General features: G+C 34.8%; 22 protein-coding genes and 2 tRNA genes. 12 read left to right on the top strand and 12 right to left on the bottom strand.

The features are described from left to right. Positions 1 to 17 precede the first annotated feature (17 nt). From dnaB to tgt, 5 genes are all read right to left on the bottom strand, one after another. On the bottom strand, positions 18 to 1,550 hold the full coding sequence (gene dnaB, locus LBU54_RS07235; protein WP_224527823.1) for a replicative DNA helicase: 1,533 nt from the start codon (positions 1,548 to 1,550) through the stop codon (positions 18 to 20). 169 nt (positions 1,551 to 1,719) lie between these two features. Further along, positions 1,720 to 2,673 (bottom strand): acetyl-CoA carboxylase carboxyltransferase subunit alpha, encoded by a 954-nt coding sequence (locus LBU54_RS07230; RefSeq protein WP_224527820.1) that lies wholly within the window; start codon positions 2,671 to 2,673, stop codon positions 1,720 to 1,722. 49 nt (positions 2,674 to 2,722) lie between these two features. Beyond that, positions 2,723 to 3,631 carry a DMT family transporter gene (locus LBU54_RS07225; RefSeq protein ID WP_224527817.1) on the bottom strand — a complete coding sequence of 303 codons (909 nt, stop codon included), beginning with the start codon at positions 3,629 to 3,631 and terminating at the stop codon, positions 2,723 to 2,725. Beyond that, a complete protein-coding gene (locus LBU54_RS07220; protein WP_224527814.1) occupies positions 3,618 to 4,694 on the bottom strand; it encodes an LptF/LptG family permease in 1,077 nt (358 codons plus the stop codon). The genes LBU54_RS07225 and LBU54_RS07220 overlap by 14 nt, the downstream gene beginning before the upstream one ends. Positions 4,695 to 4,696: 2 nt before the next feature. Next, positions 4,697 to 5,827, bottom strand: coding sequence for a tRNA guanosine(34) transglycosylase Tgt (gene tgt / locus LBU54_RS07215; RefSeq protein WP_224527811.1), 1,131 nt, complete (start codon positions 5,825 to 5,827; stop codon positions 4,697 to 4,699). A 167-nt stretch (positions 5,828 to 5,994) separates the two neighbouring features. Between tgt and LBU54_RS07210 the strand changes: the two genes are divergently transcribed. Genes LBU54_RS07210 through LBU54_RS07200 form a run of 3 tightly spaced genes read left to right on the top strand, consistent with a single transcriptional unit; the run spans position 5,995 to position 8,467 of the window. Further along, positions 5,995 to 6,840: a transketolase gene (locus LBU54_RS07210; RefSeq protein WP_224527808.1), complete on the top strand. Its 846-nt coding sequence runs from the start codon at positions 5,995 to 5,997 to the stop codon at positions 6,838 to 6,840. 18 nt (positions 6,841 to 6,858) lie between these two features. Further along, the gene (locus tag LBU54_RS07205; RefSeq protein ID WP_224527803.1) at positions 6,859 to 7,812 is read left to right on the top strand and encodes a transketolase family protein; all 954 of its coding nucleotides are present in this window, start codon (positions 6,859 to 6,861) and stop codon (positions 7,810 to 7,812) included. Between the two features lie 55 nt (positions 7,813 to 7,867). Next, positions 7,868 to 8,467, top strand: a complete 600-nt coding sequence (locus LBU54_RS07200) for an outer membrane beta-barrel protein (protein WP_224527801.1) — start codon at positions 7,868 to 7,870, stop codon at positions 8,465 to 8,467. A 74-nt stretch (positions 8,468 to 8,541) separates the two neighbouring features. Here the strand turns inward: LBU54_RS07200 and LBU54_RS07195 are convergent, their stop codons facing one another. Continuing rightward, positions 8,542 to 9,591 carry an FKBP-type peptidyl-prolyl cis-trans isomerase gene (locus LBU54_RS07195; RefSeq protein ID WP_224527797.1) on the bottom strand — a complete coding sequence of 350 codons (1,050 nt, stop codon included), beginning with the start codon at positions 9,589 to 9,591 and terminating at the stop codon, positions 8,542 to 8,544. A gap of 131 nt (positions 9,592 to 9,722) precedes the next feature. On the opposite strand from LBU54_RS07195, the gene LBU54_RS07190 reads away from it, so the two are divergent. The 3 genes from LBU54_RS07190 to LBU54_RS07180 are packed head-to-tail and all read left to right on the top strand — an operon-like array spanning position 9,723 to position 11,170. Further along, the gene (locus tag LBU54_RS07190; protein WP_224527794.1) at positions 9,723 to 10,097 is read left to right on the top strand and encodes an RNA-binding S4 domain-containing protein; all 375 of its coding nucleotides are present in this window, start codon (positions 9,723 to 9,725) and stop codon (positions 10,095 to 10,097) included. Continuing rightward, a complete protein-coding gene (locus LBU54_RS07185) occupies positions 10,084 to 10,680 on the top strand; it encodes a TPMT family class I SAM-dependent methyltransferase (RefSeq protein ID WP_224527791.1) in 597 nt (198 codons plus the stop codon). The genes LBU54_RS07190 and LBU54_RS07185 overlap by 14 nt, the downstream gene beginning before the upstream one ends. Further along, on the top strand, positions 10,667 to 11,170 hold the full coding sequence (locus LBU54_RS07180; RefSeq protein ID WP_224527788.1) for a phosphoribosyltransferase family protein: 504 nt from the start codon (positions 10,667 to 10,669) through the stop codon (positions 11,168 to 11,170). Before LBU54_RS07185 ends, LBU54_RS07180 begins: the two co-directional genes overlap by 14 nt. Here LBU54_RS07180 and LBU54_RS07175 read toward each other — a convergent pair. After that, positions 11,162 to 11,683 carry a shikimate kinase gene (locus tag LBU54_RS07175; protein WP_224527785.1) on the bottom strand — a complete coding sequence of 174 codons (522 nt, stop codon included), beginning with the start codon at positions 11,681 to 11,683 and terminating at the stop codon, positions 11,162 to 11,164. The genes LBU54_RS07180 and LBU54_RS07175 overlap by 9 nt on opposite strands. 125 nt (positions 11,684 to 11,808) lie before the next feature. Here LBU54_RS07175 and LBU54_RS07170 point away from each other — a divergent pair. The 6 genes from LBU54_RS07170 to LBU54_RS07145 all read left to right on the top strand — a co-directional run bounded on the left by LBU54_RS07170 (position 11,809) and on the right by LBU54_RS07145 (position 15,888). After that, a tRNA-Lys gene (locus tag LBU54_RS07170) sits at positions 11,809 to 11,881 on the top strand. A 51-nt stretch (positions 11,882 to 11,932) separates the two neighbouring features. Beyond that, positions 11,933 to 12,017 (top strand) — tRNA-Leu (locus LBU54_RS07165). 151 nt (positions 12,018 to 12,168) lie between these two features. Beyond that, positions 12,169 to 13,071: a MerR family transcriptional regulator gene (locus LBU54_RS07160; RefSeq protein WP_224527783.1), complete on the top strand. Its 903-nt coding sequence runs from the start codon at positions 12,169 to 12,171 to the stop codon at positions 13,069 to 13,071. Positions 13,072 to 13,079: 8 nt separating this feature from the next. Beyond that, positions 13,080 to 14,540 (top strand): phytoene desaturase family protein, encoded by a 1,461-nt coding sequence (locus LBU54_RS07155; protein ID WP_224527781.1) that lies wholly within the window; start codon positions 13,080 to 13,082, stop codon positions 14,538 to 14,540. A gap of 49 nt (positions 14,541 to 14,589) precedes the next feature. Next, positions 14,590 to 15,429, top strand: a complete 840-nt coding sequence (locus LBU54_RS07150; protein WP_224527779.1) for a phytoene/squalene synthase family protein — start codon at positions 14,590 to 14,592, stop codon at positions 15,427 to 15,429. Between the two features lie 12 nt (positions 15,430 to 15,441). Then, positions 15,442 to 15,888, top strand: a complete 447-nt coding sequence (locus LBU54_RS07145; protein WP_224527777.1) for a sterol desaturase family protein — start codon at positions 15,442 to 15,444, stop codon at positions 15,886 to 15,888. A gap of 4 nt (positions 15,889 to 15,892) precedes the next feature. On the opposite strand, the gene LBU54_RS07140 is transcribed toward LBU54_RS07145, so the two are convergent. The 5 genes from LBU54_RS07140 to LBU54_RS07120 all read right to left on the bottom strand — a co-directional run bounded on the left by LBU54_RS07140 (position 15,893) and on the right by LBU54_RS07120 (position 22,322). Next, positions 15,893 to 16,456, bottom strand: coding sequence for a TlpA family protein disulfide reductase (locus LBU54_RS07140; protein ID WP_224527775.1), 564 nt, complete (start codon positions 16,454 to 16,456; stop codon positions 15,893 to 15,895). Positions 16,457 to 16,596: 140 nt separating this feature from the next. Continuing rightward, the gene (locus LBU54_RS07135) at positions 16,597 to 18,864 is read right to left on the bottom strand and encodes an aconitate hydratase (RefSeq protein ID WP_224527773.1); all 2,268 of its coding nucleotides are present in this window, start codon (positions 18,862 to 18,864) and stop codon (positions 16,597 to 16,599) included. Positions 18,865 to 19,118: 254 nt separating this feature from the next. Continuing rightward, entirely contained in the window at positions 19,119 to 20,072 is a 954-nt protein-coding gene (locus LBU54_RS07130; protein ID WP_224527772.1) for an AAA family ATPase, read from the bottom strand. A 2-nt stretch (positions 20,073 to 20,074) separates the two neighbouring features. Then, positions 20,075 to 21,523, bottom strand: a complete 1,449-nt coding sequence (locus LBU54_RS07125) for a peptidylprolyl isomerase (RefSeq protein ID WP_224527770.1) — start codon at positions 21,521 to 21,523, stop codon at positions 20,075 to 20,077. Then, a complete protein-coding gene (locus LBU54_RS07120; RefSeq protein ID WP_224527767.1) occupies positions 21,471 to 22,322 on the bottom strand; it encodes a peptidyl-prolyl cis-trans isomerase in 852 nt (283 codons plus the stop codon). Before LBU54_RS07120 ends, LBU54_RS07125 begins: the two co-directional genes overlap by 53 nt. Positions 22,323 to 22,327: the final 5 nt, after the last annotated feature.

Here is a 22,327-nt window from a genome sequence, read left to right as displayed (position 1 = left end):
AACCTTTTAAATGACTGTTAAAACGGAACATCGTCTTCCTCAGGACTATCAAATGCGTCTGATGCAGACGGATAAGTATCGGGTTTAAAAGTATCATCATTGGCGGCGGCGTTCATTTTTGAATGAAACTCACCAAAAGGTGTATCAAAGTCATCCAAATTATCAAACTTACCAAGATGACCTATAAACTTCAACCTTATATTATCCAGGCCTCCATTTCTATGCTTGGCAACAATAAACTCTCCCTGTCCTTCTGTTGGTGAGCGCTCTTCATCGTCCCACTCATCTATTTTATAATATTCTGGTCTGTAAATAAAAGAAACAATATCTGCATCCTGTTCTATTGCACCAGACTCACGTAAATCAGAAAGCAATGGTCTTTTGCTTCCACCACGTGTTTCAACAGCACGGGATAATTGCGAAAGTGCTATAACGGGGACATTAAGTTCTTTTGCAAGTGCCTTTAGATTTCTTGAAATAGTTGATATTTCTTGCTCACGATTACCACCTTTTTGACTTCCTCCAGCCGTCATTAACTGCAAATAATCTATCACAATTAGTTTAATACCATATTGCGATGACAGACGCCTTGCCTTAGCTCTTAAGTCAAAAATTGAAAGCGATGGGGTATCATCTATATATAGCGGTGCTTTTTCTAGTGTTTTTACCTTTACATTAAGTTGCTCCCACTCATGTTTTTCTAATTTGCCTGTTCTTAGTTTTTCTGAAGACAGACCTGTTTCGCTAGAAATTAATCGTGTAATTAATTGTACTGAAGACATCTCTAAAGAGAAGAATGCAACAGGGATATTACTATTCACGGCTATATTTCTTGCCATGGTGAGTGTGAGTGCAGTTTTACCCATACCAGGACGCGCAGCAACGATAATTAAATCACTAGGTTGCCATCCAGATGTAAGCTTGTCTAATTTATCAAAGCCAGATGGTATGCCACTTAGCCCTTCTTTGTTAGATATTTCTTCTATTTTTTTCTTGGCTTGAATTACCAGACTCTGAGCTGTTTCTGTAGACTTTTTTACATTACCTTGAGTTACTTCGTAAAGCTTAGCTTCAGCATTATCCAAAAGATCGAAAACATCTTTGGTCTCATCGTATGCCTCTTCAATTATTTCGTTTGAAATCTTAATTAAACTTCTTTGGATATATTTTTGTAAAATTATCCTGGCATGAAACTCAATATGTGCTGAGGATGACACGCGCTGTGTCAAAGAAATGAGATAAAAATCGCCTCCTACAACATCTAATTTTTCATCTTTCTTTAGTTGGCTTGAAACAGTTAATAAGTCAACAGGTTCACTATTTTCAAACAATTTAAAAATAGCTTCAAAAATGTATCTATGAGCATCTTTATAAAAAGCTTCTGGACTTAGAATATCAATTACCTCATCAACCCCTTTTTTGTCAATCATCATTGCGCCAAGCACAACTTCTTCTAAATCAATTGCTTGAGGAGGTATCTTTCCTTTTTCCAAGCTAATAATCGCGCTTCTGTCTACTTTATAACCTTTAACAGGATTGGGTTGTTTCATAAGGTACAAATGTAACCAAATAGTATCGATGAAGTGCAAATTTAACATTTGCCAATCTCAACACTTCGTTAACAATTAGACTGTTAATAACTTGAAAATAATGTTAATAGGTATAAAAAAAACCGAAAATTAAAACTTCGGTTTTTTTAAATGCTTATGATTATTGAAATTAGTCTTTAAACACACCCATGTTTGCATATTTATCCATGCGCTGTTTAACCAATTCCTTTGGTGATAAGTTTTTAAGTTCTTCGTATGATTTTACAATAGCATTGCTAACTGACAAAAAAGTCTTTTCCCTATCCGTATGAGCACCTCCTAAGGGCTCCTTTATTATTTGATCTACAAGCTTCATTCGTTTCATGTCCTTTGCAGTTAATTTTAAGGCTTCTGCGGCTTGTTCTTTGTATTCCCAACTTCTCCATAAAATCGAAGAACATGACTCTGGTGATATTACTGAATACCACGTATTTTCTAACATAAGAACTCTATCTCCTACTCCAATACCTAAAGCACCACCTGAAGCTCCTTCTCCAATTATTACTGTTATTATTGGCACCTTGAGTCTAGTCATCTCTAATATATTGCGAGCAATAGCTTCTCCTTGACCACGTTCTTCTGCTTCCAAACCTGGGTAGGCTCCTGGCGTGTCTATCAATGTAACTACAGGAATACCAAACTTTTCGGCAGATTTCATTAAGCGTAAGGCTTTTCGATAACCCTCCGGATTAGACATCCCAAAGTTTCTATATTGCCTTGTTTTAGTATTGTAGCCCTTTTGTTGCCCAATGAACATGTACGATTGATCACCGATTTTACCCAAACCACCAATCATCGCTTTATCGTCCTTAACACTTCTATCGCCATGTAGTTCCAAAAACGAGTCACCACATAGTGCGTTAATATGATCTAAAGTGTATGGTCTATTTGGATGCCTCGATAACTGGACTCGTTGCCAAGCTGTGAGGTTTTTGTAGATTTCTTTTTTGGTTTCTGCTAGTTTTTTTTCAATCTGCTTGCAAGTTTCAGTTACATCTACATCACTTTCCTGACCAATTATTTGACATTTATCTAATTGCTCTTCTAGTTCTTTTATGGGTAATTCAAATTCTAAATATTCCATATAATTTGAAATTAGATTTTTAGTTAGTTAGGCTACAAATATAAAAACTTTAATTGGTAATATTATTCGTTTTCTGTTGACGTCTCTTGTAATTTTTAAATACAGCATCAAGTAAAACCGTCACCAATACAAGAATGGCACCGATATAAAATTGGGGTGACATTTTTTCTGTCTCCGGAAACAAAATCAAGGCAATGCCTATACCGTAAACAGGTTCTAGATTGTAGCTCAAGATAACGGTAAAAGGACTTATGTAACGCATAACCTCAACTGCACCGATAAATGCATAAGCCGTACAGATTGAAGCAAGAATAAACAAGTAAATCCAATCTGAACTTGATAAAATGAAAAATTCTCTATTGAATGTTGTTCCTGTTGCAAGAATGAATATTGTTAAAAAAACCACACCGCTAATAAACTCATAAAATGAAATTATAGTAGAATTATATCGTTCTATAAAACGTCCATTTATAACTGCAAAAAGTGTTGAAAATAAAGCCGACAAAAGTCCTAAAACAATACCGTTGACATAGTCTATTTCACTGCTAGTAATAAGGAAAACTCCCAAAATAACTAACAGTCCAAACAGAATTTCATAGCCTAGGATTTTACGTTTAAAAACAATGGGCTCTATAAATGAAGCAAAAAAAGCACCCGAAGAAAACATGGCAAGGGCGATGGATACATTAGCTTGATTTATAGCCTCAAAAAAGGTTACCCAGTGCAAGGCAATAATTATACCTGCTATGGAAAAAAGTACTAGTGTTTTCCTAGAAATCGCGAGTTTTATCTTTACGAATTTAATGAACAAAAACATTAATATGCCAGCGATTGCCATTCTATACCAGACCAATTCTAATGAACCAATTGAAATTAATTCACCAAGTATTGCTGTAAAACCAGCAATAAAGACTAGAAAGTGTAAGTGTATATAATACTTTAGTCTAGCGTTTCGCATTTTGTAGCAGGATTATAGCTAAAATACCAAATATAAAATTGGGAAACCATACTGCTATAAATGCGGGAAAGTTGGATTGCGCCGCCATTACCCCAAAAATTTTATCGAAAAACACATAGACCATAGCTATAGTGATACCAATTGCCAAATTAACACCCATTCCACCACGCCTCTTAATTGATGATACGGCAACGGCAATAATTGTTAAAATAAAAATAGATACAGGCAAACTCCATTTTTTAAGTTTTACAACTTCATATCTTCCTATGTTAGACGAACCACGTCTCTTTTCCGCCTTTATAAAATCAAGTAACTCAAAATATGGTTTAGTTTCTGCGGCGTACTCCACAGGTGCTAGATCTTCAATTTCAAATGGCATTTTCATATTTTGTCGCCTAGCCTTTTCAATAGTCTCGATGCCATTATCATAACTACGCTTCACATATCCTGTGAGCCTATAAATTGAATCTTCCTCTATATACCTTATATTGTCTGCAAAAATTTTATATTTCAATTCGTTACCATCAAAATGTTCATAGGTAAAGTTCATGCCAATATTTCGTTTAGGTAAAAAACTGCTTATGTAGATGTAGTCGTTATCATTTATTTGCCTGTAAACATCTCTTGTTTTCTGTATTTGTTTATTCTTCTTTAAATATTCGTATTTAAATTCATTAAATCCCTGACTTGCAATTGGTGCAAGGAACATGCCTAAAAATAGAGCGAAAGTCGCAACAATTGTAGCACCTATTATGTATGGTCGTAAAAATCTTGAAAAGGAAACACCTGAACTTAAAAATGCGACTACTTCAGTATTATTGGCAAGCTTAGAGGTAAACCAAATTACACTCAAAAACAAAAACAGGGGAAACAACAAATTGGCAAAATATACCGTAAAATTAAGATAATATGTTGCGACTTCTCCAAATGGCACATTATTTTCTAGGATTCTCCCTATTTTCTCAGCTAAATCAACTGTTATCCCGATTGGAATAAATAATAGAAGCATCATTAAAAAGGTAAAGATGTATCGTTTTAATATGTACCAATCTAAAATCTTCAATTTTACAAGCGCTTATCCATTTGTTTAACCATATTACTCTTCCACTCATCAAAATCACCAGCAATAATATGTTTTCTTGCTTCCCTGACTAACCAAATATAAAATCCCAAGTTATGAATTGTTGCAATTTGTTTTCCTAATAATTCATTTACCGTAAATAGATGCCTCAGATAGGCCTTACTATAATCTAGGTCAACATACGTGATACCCATTTCATCAATTGGCGAAAAATCATTTTCCCACTTCTTGTTTTTAATATTAATTGTACCATGAGATGTGAAAAGCATGCCGTTTCTTGCATTTCTCGTTGGCATAACACAATCAAACATATCTACACCTAACGCAATATTCTCTAATATATTTATTGGTGTACCTACACCCATTAAATATCTTGGCTTATCTTCGGGCAATATATCACAAACCACTTGGGTCATGGCATACATTTCTTCAGCTGGTTCACCTACCGATAGACCTCCAATGGCATTACCTTCTGCTCCTACGTTTGCAATATATTCTGCCGATTGCTTTCTTAAGTCTTTATATGTACTTCCTTGAACTATAGGAAAAAACGTCTGTCCGTACTCATACTTAAATGGTGTTTTTTCCAAATGACTTAAGCAACGCTCTAACCAACGATGCGTCATATGCATTGAGCGTTTAGCATAATTATAATCACAAGGATAGGGGGTACATTCATCAAAGGCCATTATAATATCTGCACCTATACTTCTTTGAATTTCCATCACATTTTCAGGAGTGAAAACGTGATAGCTCCCATCTATGTGCGATTTAAACTTCACACCTTCTTCCTTTATTTTTCTATTTGCAGATAAGGAATATACTTGATATCCTCCTGAATCTGTTAAAATATTTCTATCCCAATTCATGAATTTATGAAGACCACCTGCTTGTTCTAATATCGAGGTCTGAGGCCTTAGATACAAGTGATAGGTGTTTCCCAAAATTATATCAGGATTAATATCATATTTAAGCTCTCGCTGATGTACTCCTTTGACAGAAGCTACTGTACCAACAGGCATAAAAATTGGTGTTTCAATTGCTCCATGATCTGTTACAATTGTACCAGCTCTTGCCTTAGATTTTTTGTCGTTTGCTATTAAATTAAAATTCATGAAACCGCCTCTGCACTGGCAAATATAATTAACTCACATACATACATCTCTTAATTAAAATTAAAATTGTTAGCAAATCTTGTAAATCGTTAATAAGTGAGCTATTTGTGTTTTTGTAAGGCTTTAGTAAAAGATTATTTTTGTGCCACAAAATTAAGCAACATAATATGCCAAACATTAAAGCATTAAATGATTTAACAGTTCAAGTTCGCAGAGACATTTTGCGGATGGTACACAAAGTAAATTCTGGACATCCTGGAGGCTCTCTTGGCTGTACAGAGTTTTTTGTTTCACTCTATCAAGAAATAATGGAGACCAAAGATGGTTTTGATATGGATGGAAAAGATGAGGATATTTTCTTCCTTTCTAATGGGCACATTTCTCCAGTTTATTATAGTGTCTTAGCAAGATCTGGTTATTTTGAAGTAGACGAATTGAATACTTTTAGACTTATTGACAGCCGTCTGCAAGGTCATCCAACCACTCACGAAGGTCTACCAGGTGTTAGGATTGCATCAGGTTCATTGGGTCAAGGAATGTCTGTAGCCATTGGTGCCGCAGAAGCTAAGAAATTAAATAAAGACAATCACTTAATTTATAGTTTACACGGTGATGGGGAATTACAGGAAGGTCAAAACTGGGAGGCTATTATGTATGCTGCTGGTAATAATATAGATAATCTCATTGCAACAATTGATGTTAACGGTCAACAAATTGATGGAGCAACAGATACAGTTTTGCCACTTGGAGATTTAAAGAAGAAATTTGAAGCTTTTGGATGGACCGTAGTGGAAATAGAAGAAGGTAATAATATAGAAGCTATCCTAAATGGAATGTCTACTGCAAAATCATTAACAGGAAAAGATAAACCAGTTTGTGTACTCTTACAAACTATAATGGGTAATGGCGTTGATTTTATGATGCACACACATGCATGGCACGGAAAAGCACCGAATGATGAACAACTTGAAATTGGATTGGCTCAAAATCCCGTAACCTTGGGAGACTACTAAATACTTATGGAACTAACTATGAAGACATATATAAATTCAGGAAATAAAGACACACGATCAGGATTTGGTGCAGGATTAACAGAATTGGGCAAGAGCAACGAAAACGTGGTTGCACTTTGTGCAGACCTCACCGGATCTTTAAAAATGGACGAATTCAAGGCTAACCATCCTGAACGTTTCTTTCAAGTAGGAATTGCCGAAGCAAATATGATTGGCATTGCGGCAGGAATGACCGTTGGAGGTAAAATACCTTTTACAGGGACATTTGCCAACTTCTCAACAGGACGTGTTTACGACCAAATAAGACAAAGCGTTGCATATTCAGGAAAAAATGTAAAAATCTGCGCGTCCCATGCAGGTATTACATTAGGTGAAGATGGCGCAACACATCAAATTCTTGAAGACATAGGATTGATGAAAATGCTACCTGGCATGACAGTGATAAACACCTGTGATTATAATCAAACTAAAGCTGCAACTTTAGCTATAGCTGAGCATAAAGGACCTGTTTACTTGCGATTTGGAAGACCTAAAGTACCAAACTTTACACCTGAAAATGGTGAGTTCAAAATTGGCAAAGCAGTTCAGTTAACTGATGGAAACGATGTAACGATTGTAGCAACAGGTCATTTAGTATGGGAAGCATTAGAAGCTGCAAGAGCTTTAAATGAAGAAGGTATTTCTGCTGAAGTTATAAACATTCACACTATTAAACCCTTGGATGAAGACGCTATTTTAAAGTCAGTTGAAAAGACAGGTTGCGTTGTTACAGCGGAGGAACATAACTATTATGGTGGATTAGGCGAAAGTGTAGCACGAATATTAACGCAACATAATCCAAAACCTCAGGAATTCGTAGCAACAAATGATACTTTTGGCGAGTCTGGAACGCCTGCTCAACTTATGGACAAATACGGTTTAAACAGTGAAGCTATCAAAAAGGCAGTAAAAACTGTCTTAAACAGAAAATAAGTTCGTTTTGGCAACGTTTTTGATTATTAGATATCTAATCTTAAAAACGAACATTATGAAAAATTTGAGAAAAGCATTTATTCTATCTGCATTGTTTAGTTTTATTGGTCTGGCCTCTCAGGCCCAAAATGGTAGTTCCTTTGGTTTTAAAGGCGGGTTAAACTACAGTGCTAATGGCGATTATTTTGAGTCAATCGGAGAAAATGCAAAAAATCCCGACCGTAATATTGGCTACCATATCGGTGTCTTTGGAAAACTCGGTAACGACCTTTATTTTAGGCCTGAATTGGTTTACACCGCAACTAAAAGTGATTATGATGGTAGCGACTTTGAAATAAAAAAAATCGATGCCCCTTTATTAGTTGGTATAAAGGTGTTGGGACCAATTAGTGTTTTTGGTGGCCCATCTTTACAATATATACTCGATTCAGATTTTGATGGGATTAACATTAATGATGTAGAGGATGATTTCTCAGTGGGATTAAATTTTGGTATAGGATTAAACTTTAATAAGGTTGGAATAGATCTGAGATACGAAAGAGGCTTTAATGATAATGAGGCGAATTTTATTGATAACAACTTAGGCAATGGCATAGTTAGTAGAATTGATGCCAGGCCTGATCAGCTAATCTTGAGTTTATCAATTGCATTATAATAGATAAAAAATAAAAAAAGCCACTATTATCTAGTGGCTTTCTTTTTCTTTAGGTTTTTATATTCTTATTCTATCTATCCTTCCTCTTCTTCGTTATAATTGGTCGTTACCTCTTCATCTAAATGATCAAAAACATTGTTGTCATTCGTATCCACCATAGTAACCGTTTCAATTGTTATAACACCATTTTCTTCAACTCTACTTAATTCAAATTCATTTGCGCCTAGAACTGGCTCCAACTCCCCCATATTAGTATCAACTACGTAAGTGGTTGGTACCAATTCGTTTCGAGTGATTACTCCGTCATTATCATCATCAAGATCTATATAATCTGGTGCTGAATCTCCGTCGGTATTGTCATCAAACGGGTCCAAATTATTATCATAATCCTCAATAAATGATGGTATGCCATCGCCATCATGATCATTTACCTCTGTTTGCAACAATTCAAATTTGAAAATCAAATTTGAGTATTGAGGGATACCTTGTCTCGGAAAAGAGAAGTAGCCCAGTCCAGACGGAACAAACATTACACCTAATCCATAATCGTCATAACTAACTATATTATCTTCACTAATTGAAAAACCAACCGAACTATTAAACTCTGGCAAAATACGTTGCCAAGCTGTTATTGCACCTGTTCCAAAAGCAATACCGTAAAGATCCAAATCTATTGGTGTACTTACTTGGTCAAACGTATCTCCACCATCAACAAAATAGCCTTCATATCGAACCCTAACTTTGTCAGAGAATTTTGGTGCATCACCTCCTCCTTGGTTCAGCTTTAAAAAATAATATTCATATTCTACATCTAAGTAGGTAATATTTCTAGTAGTAATATTTTGAATTAATAAGGTATGACCATCAGGAACATCTTCACCTTCCCCTAATTCGGTGATAACAATATCATCAATAGTATGATTTGTCCCTGCTTCGAAGAATTCAGAATTATAGTAATGCGTATTTAAATAAGCTAAAAGTGAATCACGATCCTTAGCTTGCTGTTCTGTTCTATCCTCTTCAATAAATTCTGTTTGTATCGGCGAATCATCTTCTTCACAAGCTACTACAACTCCTAAAACACATAATAGCAAAAAGGCGAGCTTTAAAGTCTTAATTTTCATAGGTTTCTTTTTATACTTGATTTTGGGTTGACTCAAATCAAGGTTCATTATTGCTTTTAATTATGGTGCAAGATACAATATTATAATATTTTTGCATTACAAGATTAACGTCGTTTTTAGTTAAAAAATATATGCGTATTGATAAATTCTTATGGTGTGTGAGATACTACAAGACTAGAAGTCTTGCGACTCAAGCCTGCAAAAAAGGCCAGGTCAAAATTAATGGCGTAGTCGCAAAACCGTCAAGGGAAGTGTATGCTACAGATAAAATAGAATTTAGAAAAGATCAAATCAATTACAAGATGACTGTTAATGATATACCTCCTAATCGAGTTGGTGCTAAACTTGTTGATATTTATAGGACAGACACTACTCCTAAAGAGGCATTTGAGGCTAAAGACCTTTTAAAGTATAGTAAAGATTACTACAGAAAAAAAGGTGCCGGACGACCAACAAAAAAAGATAGAAGAGATATTGATGATTTTTATGAAAATGAAGACGCTTAATAAGGAATATTGGGACAACAGATATGAAGAAAATAAAACTGGATGGAATATCGGTTATATTTCCACGCCAATAAAAGCTTACATAGACCAATTAACTGATAAATCAGTAAGAATTTTAATCCCTGGTGCCGGAAACAGCTATGAAGCAGAATACCTCTGGAAGAACGGGTTTAAGAATGTATTTGTAATTGATATTGCTAAAATTCCACTACAGAATTTAAAATCTAGAGTTCCAGATTTTCCGCTTGATCACTTAATTCATGATGATTTTTTTGACTATAGTGGTTCATTTGATCTTATTATAGAACAAACTTTTTTTTGTGCACTAAGTCCAAATCTTAGATCTGCATATGCTAACAAAACGCTCCAACTTCTAAAGCCACAGGGAAAGATAGTTGGGTTACTGTTTAATTTCCCCTTGAGTTCAGATGGTCCTCCATTCGGAGGAAGTGAAAAAGAATATAATCAACTTTTTATAGAAAACTATACCATTAATATTTTAGAGCCTGCAATTAATTCAATAAAAGAAAGACAAGGAAAAGAACTGTTTTTTATCTTTGAAAAAAAAGATGACCTTAATTAAAAACACCATATTGACCCATAAAGAGATTGAGCATAAAATTAGAAGAATGGCTTATCAGATTTATGAAAGCAATGTCAATGAATCAGAACTTATCATTGCTGGTGTTGAGAGCAATGGTTTTTTATTAGCAAAAAAAATAAAGGCTCAAATAGATAAAATATCTGAAATAGAATGTACACTTTGCAAGGTTTCTATTGACAAGGTTAATCCACTCAACCCAATAAAAACCACTTTAAATAAGGAAGATTACATTAACAAATCCATTGTTTTAATAGACGACGTACTTAATTCAGGTAGCACATTAATTTATGGGATAAAACACTTCTTGGATGTACCTCTAAAACAGTTTAAAACAGCGGTTTTAGTAAACAGAAATCACAAAAAATATCCTGTTAAAGCAGATTTTAAAGGCATTTCACTATCCACTTCCCTTTTTGAGCACGTGCATGTTAATCTTAGTAAAAAACCTTACGAGGCTTACCTAGATTAAATGTAGCAAAATAGCTTCTGTTGTGTCTTTGACCGAGCTGTTTTGGACATCAATTATTACATGCGATTTATTATAATAATTGGCACGTTCAAAGAGATGTTTGCCAATAAACTCTTGAAGATCATCTTTCGTTTTTATATGGCTTATTAAAGGTCTTTTATCCTTTTCATTAAGCAATCTATCAGTAAGTTGTGAAACAGAAAGTCTAAGGTAAAAAGATTTAACGTTTTGACGATTTAAAATTTGGTTCATATTAATTGCATAGCATGGTGTGCCACCTCCTAGCGCCAATACCAAATTGTTTGAATTGTCTAGTATATCTCTTAAATATTGAGCCTCTTTTTTTCTAAAATATATTTCACCTTTTGTCCGAAAAATTTCGGCTATTTTGCTTTTCTCTTGTAACTCAATAAACGTATCTAAATCAATAAAATCATAATTCAAGATATTAGCGAGATAGCTACCAATGGTAGATTTTCCCGAACCCATATATCCTAATAAAACTACAATCATAAACCTTCAAAATTGATTATTAAACCAATAGTTTTCCACAAGGCAAAAAAACAAAAATTAAAGTTAAATATGTATTGTTTTATTAATTAATCATTTTATATTTGCACCCTCGTAAGAGAAAAAATGACCGGGTAGCTCAGTTGGTAGAGCATCTCCCTTTTAAGGAGAGGGTCCTGGGTTCGAGCCCCAGCCCGGTCACAAAGTTAAGCTTAGTGCTTAACTTTTTTTTTATCTTTACGCATCAAATTTGCGCACGTGGCGGAATTGGTAGACGCGCTGGCTTGAGGGGCCAGTGACCGTTTAGGTCGTGGAAGTTCGAGTCTTCTCGTGCGCACTTTTTAACTTCAAATTAGCTTAATTTTATTGCCCTTTTGATAATACTCCAAAATCGAAGACATTACACTACCATTTTTATTTAAATTTTGTTAATTATCCCGTTCATATTGTAATAAAATGTATTTTTGTTTAAACATTTTTTACAAAAAATGAACAACATAAAAAATAGGTTTAGTATTAAAGATCTTGAAAATCTTACAGGTATTAAGGCGCACACTATAAGAATTTGGGAAAAACGATATAATCTACTCCAACCAAAACGTACAGAAACTAACATAAGATACTATGACTTAGCTAGTTTTCAAAAACTTCTAAATGTAAGTTATTTAAACAATAATGGTCATAAAATATCAAAAATTGCAACATTAGAGGAACATAAAATTCCTTTATTAGTTCGGGAAATCGCCGCGCAAAGCAATATAGAAAGTCATGCGATCAATGCATTTAAACTCTCTATGTTAAACTTTGACCAAACCTTATTCTATAATACCTATAATTCACTTTTAAAAGAAAAAGCATTTGATGAGGTATTCTATGAAATATTTATTCCGCTGTTAACAGAAATTGGATTGCTCTGGCAAACAGATACGATCACACCCGCCCACGAGCATTTTTTAACCTCATTGATCCGCCAGAAAATATTGATTAATATTGAAAAAGTTCAATCTCAAAAAATAAATCCGTCAAAAAAGGCATTTGTACTTTATTTGCCAGAAAATGAAATCCACGAATTGGGTTTAATGTTTATAAACCACGAACTCGTTAATCGTGGTTATCAATCCATTTTCTTAGGATTTAGTGTACCGTTAGAAAGTTTGTCTTCATTGCAGGATTATTATGACGAGCTAATCTATATTTCATACTTTACGGTTAAACCAGAAAAAGCAGAGATTGAACAATACATAAAAGATTTTGATAAGCTTCTAATCAGTAATGGAAGCAATACGAAACTTTGGATTTTAGGTCAAATGCTTAACGCCTTGGATTTAGATAAATTACCTAAAGGCGTTACAGCATTTAAAAGTATTCAATCATTAATTGAAAATCTATAATTCGTATCATGAGTAAAACAATATCTATAATTGGTTCTGGTTTTTCGTCGTTATCCGCTGCATGCTATTTGGCAAAAGCAGGCCATAGGGTTTCAGTTTTTGAAAAAAATGATACGGTTGGTGGCAGAGCAAGACAATTGGTAAAGGATGGGTTTACTTTTGATATAGGTCCCAGCTGGTATTGGATGCCAGATATTTTTGAAAAGTTCTTCAATGACTTTGGAAAGTCTACAAATGACTACTATAAACTAGATAAACTTAGTCCAGCTTATAAAATTTTCTTTTCAGATGAAGTCATCACAATTGGAGATCACATGGATCAGATATGTGAGGAATTTGAGCGCATTGAAACAGGTAGTTCTAAACCTTTAAGAAAATTCATTGCTCAGGCACAAGAACACTACGATATTGCCATAAACAAAGTGGTGCTTAAACCAGGGCTATCGCCATTAGAGTTAGTAACAAAAGAGACTGTAACACGTGTAGACCGATTTTTCAAAACTATCAGTTCAGAAGTTAGAAAGAATTTTAAAAATCCTAAATTGGTTTCAACCCTTGAGTTTCCAGTATTGTTTTTAGGAGCCAAACCAAGCCAAACACCATCATTTTACAGTTTTATGAATTTTGCCGATTTTGGTCTTGGAACATGGCATCCTAAGGGTGGAATGTACGAAATTATCAAGGCAATGAAGGCCCTTGCCGAAAGTCTTGGTGTAACCATTCACACAAATAGCAATGTCAACAAAATAAATGTAGAAAACGGTAATGCACACAGCATAATTGTAAACGGTAAAACAATAGAATCTGATATTATTTTGAGTGGTGCGGACTATCACCACTCTGAGTCCTTATTAGATAAAAAACATAGACAATACAGTGAGGCATATTGGCAGAAAAGAACCTTTGCGCCATCGTCCTTGTTGTTTTATGTAGGTTTCGATAAGAAGTTAAAAGATATTGAGCATCACAACTTGTTTTTTGACACTAATTTTGAAACACATGCTGAAAATATCTATGATGACCCAAAATGGCCTGAAAATCCTTTATTTTATGTAAACTTTCCTTCTGTTACAGATGAGAGTATGGCACCCAAAGGATGTGAGACGGGTTTTTTTCTTATACCAATAGCACCAGGTTTAGAGGATACCCCTGAATTGCGAGAGCAATACTTTGATATTATAATAAATAGATTTGAAAATTTAACCAAGCAAAAGGTTCGCGACAATATTTTGTTTAAGGAATCCTTTTGTGTAAATGATTTTGTCGAAGAATACAACTCTTATAAAGGAAATGCATACGGAATGGCTAATACACTTATGCAAACTGCATTTTTAAGACCCAAACTAAAGAGTAAAAAAGTAGATGGTTTGTACTTCACAGGACAATTGACGGTACCTGGTCCAGGTGTGCCACCATCACTAATTTCAGGCAAGTTGGTTGCAGAGTTAATAGAGAAAAATGAAAAATAGATAAAAAAATCGAAAAGGATTTATTAAATTCAAGAGCACAAAAAAGACTATGAAAACAATTTTTGACAATGTATCCAAAGAATGTAGTAAGATGGTTACCAATGCTTATAGTACATCATTTTCAATGGCTACGAAAATGTTGTCTGAAAGTATTAGACAAGATATTTACAACATTTACGGCTTTGTGCGCTTTGCCGATGAAATCGTAGACACCTTTCATGATTACGATAAAGAAAAATTATTTGCTGATTTTTCTGAGGCATTAGAGAATGCGCTTAACGACAAAATTAGCCTCAATCCTATATTAAATGCATTTCAAGAAACTTACCACAAATATAATATTGATAAACATTTGGTTGATGCTTTTATGCATAGCATGAAATTAGACCTTCATAAAAAGGATTATTTAACGGAGGAAGAATACCGCAATTATATCTATGGTTCTGCCGATGTAGTAGGCCTTATGTGTTTAAAGGTTTTTGTAAAAGGAGATAATGAAAAGTATGAGGAACTTAAGGACTCAGCAATGAGTTTGGGGTCTGCTTTTCAAAAAGTTAATTTTTTGAGAGATTTGAAAGCAGACTTTGAGGATTTAAGTAGAACTTATTTTCCAAATACCGATTTAAATCATTTGGATGAGCAATCAAAAAAGGCTATAATAAATGATATAGAAAGTGATTTTGCAAAGGGACTACAAGGTATAAAACGCCTGCCATTAGAAGCCAGATTTGGTGTGTTCATGGCCTATCGTTACTACAATAAATTATTACAAAAATTAAAGAAAACACCGGCCTTGGAAATAAAATCTACGAGAATCCGTGTACCTAACTATAAAAAGATAGAATTACTTACACGCAGTTACGTAAAATATCAATTAAATTTGCTTTAAATATTCCCAGTTATGCAAATTGTGTTTTGGATTTTAATCTTTCTTGCAACCTTTTTTATAATGGAGTTTAATGCTTGGTTTACCCACAAGTATATCATGCATGGTTTTTTGTGGGGCCTTCACAAAGACCACCACCATAAAGACCACGACAGTTGGTTTGAGAGAAATGATGCTTTCTTTATCTTCTATGCTGTGGTTAGTATGTTATGTTTTTATCTATGGGGAGAGCAAAATATGTGGTACTGCTTACCAATTGGCATAGGAATTATGGCTTACGGTATTGCATACTTCATTGTACATGACATCTTTATTCACCAACGTTTTAAATGGTTGCGAAACATTGATAATAAATATGCGCGTGGTGTTCGTCGTGCGCACAAAATACATCATAAACATTTAGGACAAAAAGATGGTGAAAATTTCGGGATGCTTATCGTACCACGAAAATATTTTAAATAAAAAATCATTCGGCAAGAAGTGTAGTCAACTGCGTTTTCACTTTCTGACTATACCAATCTACAGCTCCTTTTTCATCTACTACTATTGCGCCAGCCTTATCAATTATAAACGTTCTTGGAATTGATTTGGTTTCGAGGTTTTGTGGAATTTTATTCACAGCGTTGTAGACCTTAAACGAATATGAATTTTTTGTTTTAAATTTTCGAACAGTTTCAAGCTCATCTCCCGTTACAAAAAGAAAAACAACCTCCTCATTAAAATCATTGTACAAGTCTTGCAGGCTAGGCATTTCAACAATACAAGGTGGACACCAAGTAGCCCAGAAATTGATAAATAATACTCTACCCTTTAAATCTTTTAGATTAAGAACTTCACCATTATCAGAAATTAATTTCCAATTCTGATAGCTTAAAATTTCTCTTTCTCCTTCTTCTATAATCGTAGATTGATTAATATAACTCAAACCCTTATGAACCAACAATTGGATAGGATAACGTGTCTGGGGAATTAGCAATAATGCAATAATTATTGCAAATAAAATATTTTGCTTGGTGAATTTATTTTTCATAAATCGACATCAAAATTGTTTAAGAATACTTGTCTTTTGATATTTGGAATTGATTATAACCTTAAATCGATATACGATTTAAACAAAAAAACTCTCAGTAGATCTACCGAGAGTTTCTAGCTAAAGCATGTAATTAGTGCTTATGCATTTTGTTTCTTTATTAAATTTAAAGCCGACCCTTCCTTAAACCATTCAATCTGTGCATCGTTATAAGTATGATTTAAAGCAATTACATTTTTAGTGCCGTCTGTATGAACAACCTCAATATGCAATTGTTTATCAGGAGCAAACTCATTTAAATCAAGGAAGTTAAATGTGTCATCCTCCTGAATTAAATCATAATCCGATTCATTGGCAAAGGTCAACCCTAACATTCCTTGTTTTTTAAGGTTGGTTTCGTGGATACGTGCAAAAGATTTTACAATAACTGCCGCTACACCTAAGTGTCTAGGTTGCATCGCTGCATGTTCCCTTGACGATCCTTCTCCATAATTGTGGTCACCCACAACGACAGACCAAATTCCATTTTTCTTGTATTCTCTTTGTGTATCTGGTACACCACCATAGTCACCGGTTAATTGATTTTTTACAAAGTTTGTCTTTTTATTAAATGCATTAACAGCACCGATTAGTGTGTTATTAGCGATATTATCAAGGTGTCCTCTAAATCGTAACCAAGGTCCAGCCATAGAAATATGGTCTGTAGTACATTTACCAAAGGCCTTAATCAATAATTTAGCACCTTTTATTGAGTCGCCAATAGGCTTAAATGGTGTTAGCAGTTGCAATCTTTCTGAATCTGGTTTTACCGTTACCTCTACTTTGCTACCATCTGCTACTGGAGCCAAATAGCCATTTTCTTTAACCTCGAAACCTTTTGGAGGCAATTCCCATCCCGTAGGCTCGTCTAACATCACTTCTTCCCCATTTTCATTAATCAAAGTGTCTGTCATTGGATTAAAATCTAAACGTCCTGCTATTGCAATAGCAGCCGTTATTTCAGGAGAAGCAACAAAAGCATGCGTATTTGGGTTACCATCAGCTCGCTTGGCAAAGTTTCTATTAAACGAGTGCACTATGCTGTTTTTTGGTGCATTTTTAGGATCACTATAACGTGCCCATTGACCAATACATGGACCGCAGGCATTCGTAAATATTTTAGCGTCTAATTTTTCAAAGACTTGTAAAATTCCATCTCGCTCAGCTGTATATCTTACCTGTTCAGAACCAGGATTAATTCCAAATTCAGCTTTTGTTTTCAGACCTTTATCGAGAGCCTGTTGTGCTATTGAGGACGCTCTAGACAAATCCTCATAAGATGAATTTGTACAAGAACCAATTAGTCCCCACTCTACCTTCATTGGCCACTCATTAGATTTTGCCTTTTCTGTCATCTCAGCTCCAACTGTAGTAGATAAATCTGGTGTGAATGGTCCGTTTAAAAGTGGTCCTAATTCTGAAAGATTAATGTCTATGACTTGATCAAAGTATTGTTCTGGATTAGCATAGACCTCTGGGTCTGCAGTGAGATATTCTTTAATTCTATTTGCCTCATCTGCTACATCTTCTCTATCTGTAGCACGCAAATAACGCTCCATTGAATCATCATAACCAAAAGTAGAGGTTGTAGCACCAATCTCTGCACCCATATTACAAATGGTTCCTTTACCTGTACAAGACATAGAAAGTGCTCCTGGTCCAAAATATTCAACTATGGCACCTGTACCACCCTTTACCGTAAGGATTTCTGCCACCTTAAGAATAACATCTTTTGGCGCTGTCCATCCAGACAATTTTCCTGTTAATCTCACACCAATTAATTTCGGAAATTTCAATTCCCAAGCCATTCCCGCCATTACATCAACTGCATCTGCACCACCGACTCCAATAGCTACCATTCCAAGTCCACCTGCGTTAACGGTATGTGAATCAGTACCAATCATCATTCCACCAGGAAAGGCATAATTCTCCAAAACTACCTGATGAATAATACCAGCTCCAGGTTTCCAGAAACCAATACCATATTTGTTTGAAACCGATTCTAAAAAGTTAAAAACCTCACTACTCGTGCTGTTTGCATGTTTCAAGTCCGCCTCTGCACCACTTTTTGCTTGTATTAAGTGATCACAATGCACGGTCGTGGGAACTGCAACTTTTGATTTCCCAGCTTGCATAAATTGCAATAATGCCATCTGTGCCGTAGCGTCCTGACAAGCAACACGGTCCGGTGCAAAATCGACATAGTCTTTTCCGCGCGTATATGCTTTTGTAGGTTTTCCATCCCAGAGATGGGCATATAATATTTTTTCTGAAAGTGTAAGTGGTTTACCCACAATGGACCTTGCCGCATCAACGCGCTCAGCCATATTAGCATAAACCTTTTTAATCATGTCAATATCAAAAGCCATAAAAAAAATTTAAAAGGTTGATAATTCAATTTTTGTCGCACAAATTTACGAATTAAAAAGAGTATTTAAAAATATGTAACAGAATTGATGTTTCATTATAAATAATTCATAAATAATATGTCATTTATATAATTATTTAAATTTTTTGCAAGTAAAATAGAAATAAAGTAAATAATTAACAGTTTTATTTATTTAGAACAGGAATGAATTACGGTTTGTGTAACCCTAAATGAAAATTGAATAAATTTCAATACTTAAAAAAGACTTTCAATAATAGTCTCATCAGTAATTCCCTCGGCTTCTGCCTTGTAGTTTTTGATTATTCTGTGCCTAAGGATTCCCGTGGCAATTGCCTGTATATTTTCAATGTCGGGAGACAATTTTCCTAAAGTAGCGGCATGTGTTTTCGCGGCTAGAATTAAATTCTGTGAGGCACGCGGACCTGCTCCCCAATCTACAAATTCGTTTACAATTGAAGCTGCTGTCTCTGTATTTGGTCTTGTTTTGGAAACCAAGGATACTGCATACTCAATTACATTATCTGCAACTGGTATTCGTCGTATTACATGTTGAAAATCCATTATTTCTCGCCCTTCAAACAAGGCATTTACCTTCTGTTGCACATCTGTTGTAGTAGCTTTAACGACCTCTACCTCTTCATTAAAAGATGGGTATTTTAAGTTTATAGCAAACATGAAACGGTCTAACTGGGCTTCCGGCAAAGGGTATGTGCCTTCCTGCTCTATTGGATTTTGAGTTGCCAATACAAAGTATGGTAAATTTAGTTTATACCTATGACCTGCAACAGTAACTGCGCGTTCCTGCATGGCTTCCAATAAGGCGGCCTGAGTTTTTGGAGGTGTTCTGTTTATCTCGTCCGCTAAAATAATATTAGCAAATATTGGACCTTTAATGAATTTAAAATGCCTGTTCTCGTCTAATATTTCGCTACCTAAAATATCACTAGGCATTAAATCTGGAGTAAACTGTATACGTTTAAAATCTAAACCGAGTGCTTGTGCAATGGTATTTACCATTAAGGTTTTTGCTAATCCAGGAACACCAATAAGTAACGAATGGCCACCAGAAAAAATGGAAATAAGTATCTGGTCAATTACATCTTCTTGTCCTATGATTACTTTTGCAATTTCTTGCTTTAACGCACCATACTTCTTTACAAAATTTTCAATTACTGCAACGTCAGACATATTTACTGTTTTAACCAATTACTTTGAAAATCGCAATTCCTGTATTCACCATTAATCTTCACATAGGTATCTTCAATGGTTCCTTTCTGCCATTTTTCAATTGCCTTTACTTGTTTGTCTTGAAGTGCGAGTTCTTTTATCTTGAGGTAATCTCTCGCAAAATCTGCCTTATGGTCGTCTATTCGATCTGTAACGGTCATAATTTTGAATTTAACTCTGTTAACCCTATCTTCATCTTGAATGACAGGACTTATCTCACCATCCTTTAATCCTTGTACTTGAGAATATAACTCAGGCTCCATTCTTGTAAGCTCAAAATTAAAATCTTGTGTAGTAGGATTGGTTAGCTGACCGCCTTCGTACTTAGTTTCTTTCTCGTCACTAAATTCCCTTGCAGCATCTGCAAAAGAAATCAAGCCACTAATTATTTTCTCTCTTACCATTTCAATTTCATCCCTTGCCTTCTGCACTGCCTCCTGAGTTAATTCTGGCCTTAAGAGAATGTGCCTAACCTCATATTCTTGGCCTCTTACCTTCTCCAAATAAATAATATGGAAACCAAAATCGGTTTCAAACGGTTCTGAAATCTCTCCTTCCTGCAAATTGAATGCAACGTCTCGGAATTCTTTAACCATCCTTGGACGTTTTCTGTTCATAGTAGGAAGTAAACCGCCATTATTTTTGGATCCGCTGTCCTCAGAGTAAAATAAAGCTTTAGTGGTGAAGCTCGCACCATTTTCTTCTACGTCTCTTTTAAACTCTTTTAACTTGTCTATTACATCTTGCTTGGCGTCTTCTGTCACCTCTGGAATTACAACAATTTGTGCTAGTTTCAACTCTGTACCAAAAGTGGGTATTTCGTCTTTAGGTATATCATTAAAAAATGTTCTTACCTCTTCAGGTGTAATCTCAATTTCACTAATCACTTTATCTTGCATCTCTTTAGCCAGATAAGCGTTTTTGTTAATCTCATACATTTCATCTCGAAGTGCCTGTTCAGAGTCTTTTTTATAAAAATTAAGAAGTCCGGCCATATCACCGTTGGTCTGGGCAAGAATACCTTCAATTTGCTGTTCTACTAACGATTGGATATAGAGCTCATTAACAAGTATACTATCTTGGATTGCCTGGTGTGCATATAGCTTACTTTCTAAAAGACTACCAAAAAGTTCACATCTTGTTACACCTTCCAAATCTGCACCTTGTGCCTTTAACTGGGCAATTTCACGATCCAAATCAGATTCTAACACAATGAACTCACCTACAACAGCAGCAACGCCATCTGCTTTAATCCTTGTTTTCACAATGGTATCTTGTTTTACCTCTTTAACTTCATCTTCAATTATTTCTTGGGAAAAGCCAAAATTGAAACTAACTAACACGCACAAGATTAGTACTCTAATTGTAAGTTTCAAACTGTTTATTTCTAATGGCATCTTTTGTAATTTCATTTTCGAGTTGCTTTATAAGCTCTAACTTTCTCTTATTTATAACGATCTGTTTTATGGATTCATTGACGTACTCTAGCGGTGCATATTCGTATTGCGTTTTTACGTCGTTCACATGCATCAAATATAGGTTTAATGAATCTTTGAGCTCTATAAAATTAGATTTTTTTAACAGTTGATTTTTATTTTCAAAGGTTACCACTGAAACTTTCTCTACTACTTGAGAATACTTAACCCATAACGAATCGTTTAGTGAATAAGCCTTGAACTGAACGGATATTGAATCTAGATATCTTTTATCGTCATTATTAAACCTTTTAAACCGCATGGTGATAGTATCTAAGTTTATTGGGTTTTGTGGTAGACTAACATATCGCAATTGTAATATGTCATCGTTTAGTTTAAAGGATTCTTTATTTGCCTCATAAAATATTTCGGCCTCATCCCTTGCTACTATGGTATCTATGTTTTTCTTGACCAATGCATCTAAATATGCTTTAGTGAAAAGGTCTATTTTGTACTGTTCTACCAATTTGGTGAAATCCTCTTGTTTTGTTTCATTAAGATTTACTAATGCCCCTTCCATTAATAAAATTTGAGAGGCCCATCTATTTATGTACTGATTAACAATTAAGGTACTATCAGCAGTTGAAGCGCCATCAGGAACCAAATTTTTTATATCATTCTTATAAAGATAAACATCATTAACACGTGCGATAGCTTCCTCTTCCTGTTTTAATTTAAAAAATTCACAACTAAACAAAAAGCTTGACAGAACCAATATGTAGAGACGGTACTTCAAGCTTA

It is taken from the genome of Winogradskyella alexanderae (assembly GCF_020166335.1).
Taxonomy (GTDB): Bacteria; Bacteroidota; Bacteroidia; order Flavobacteriales; family Flavobacteriaceae; genus Winogradskyella; species Winogradskyella alexanderae.
This window is presented reverse-complemented; position numbering and strand designations above follow the sequence as displayed.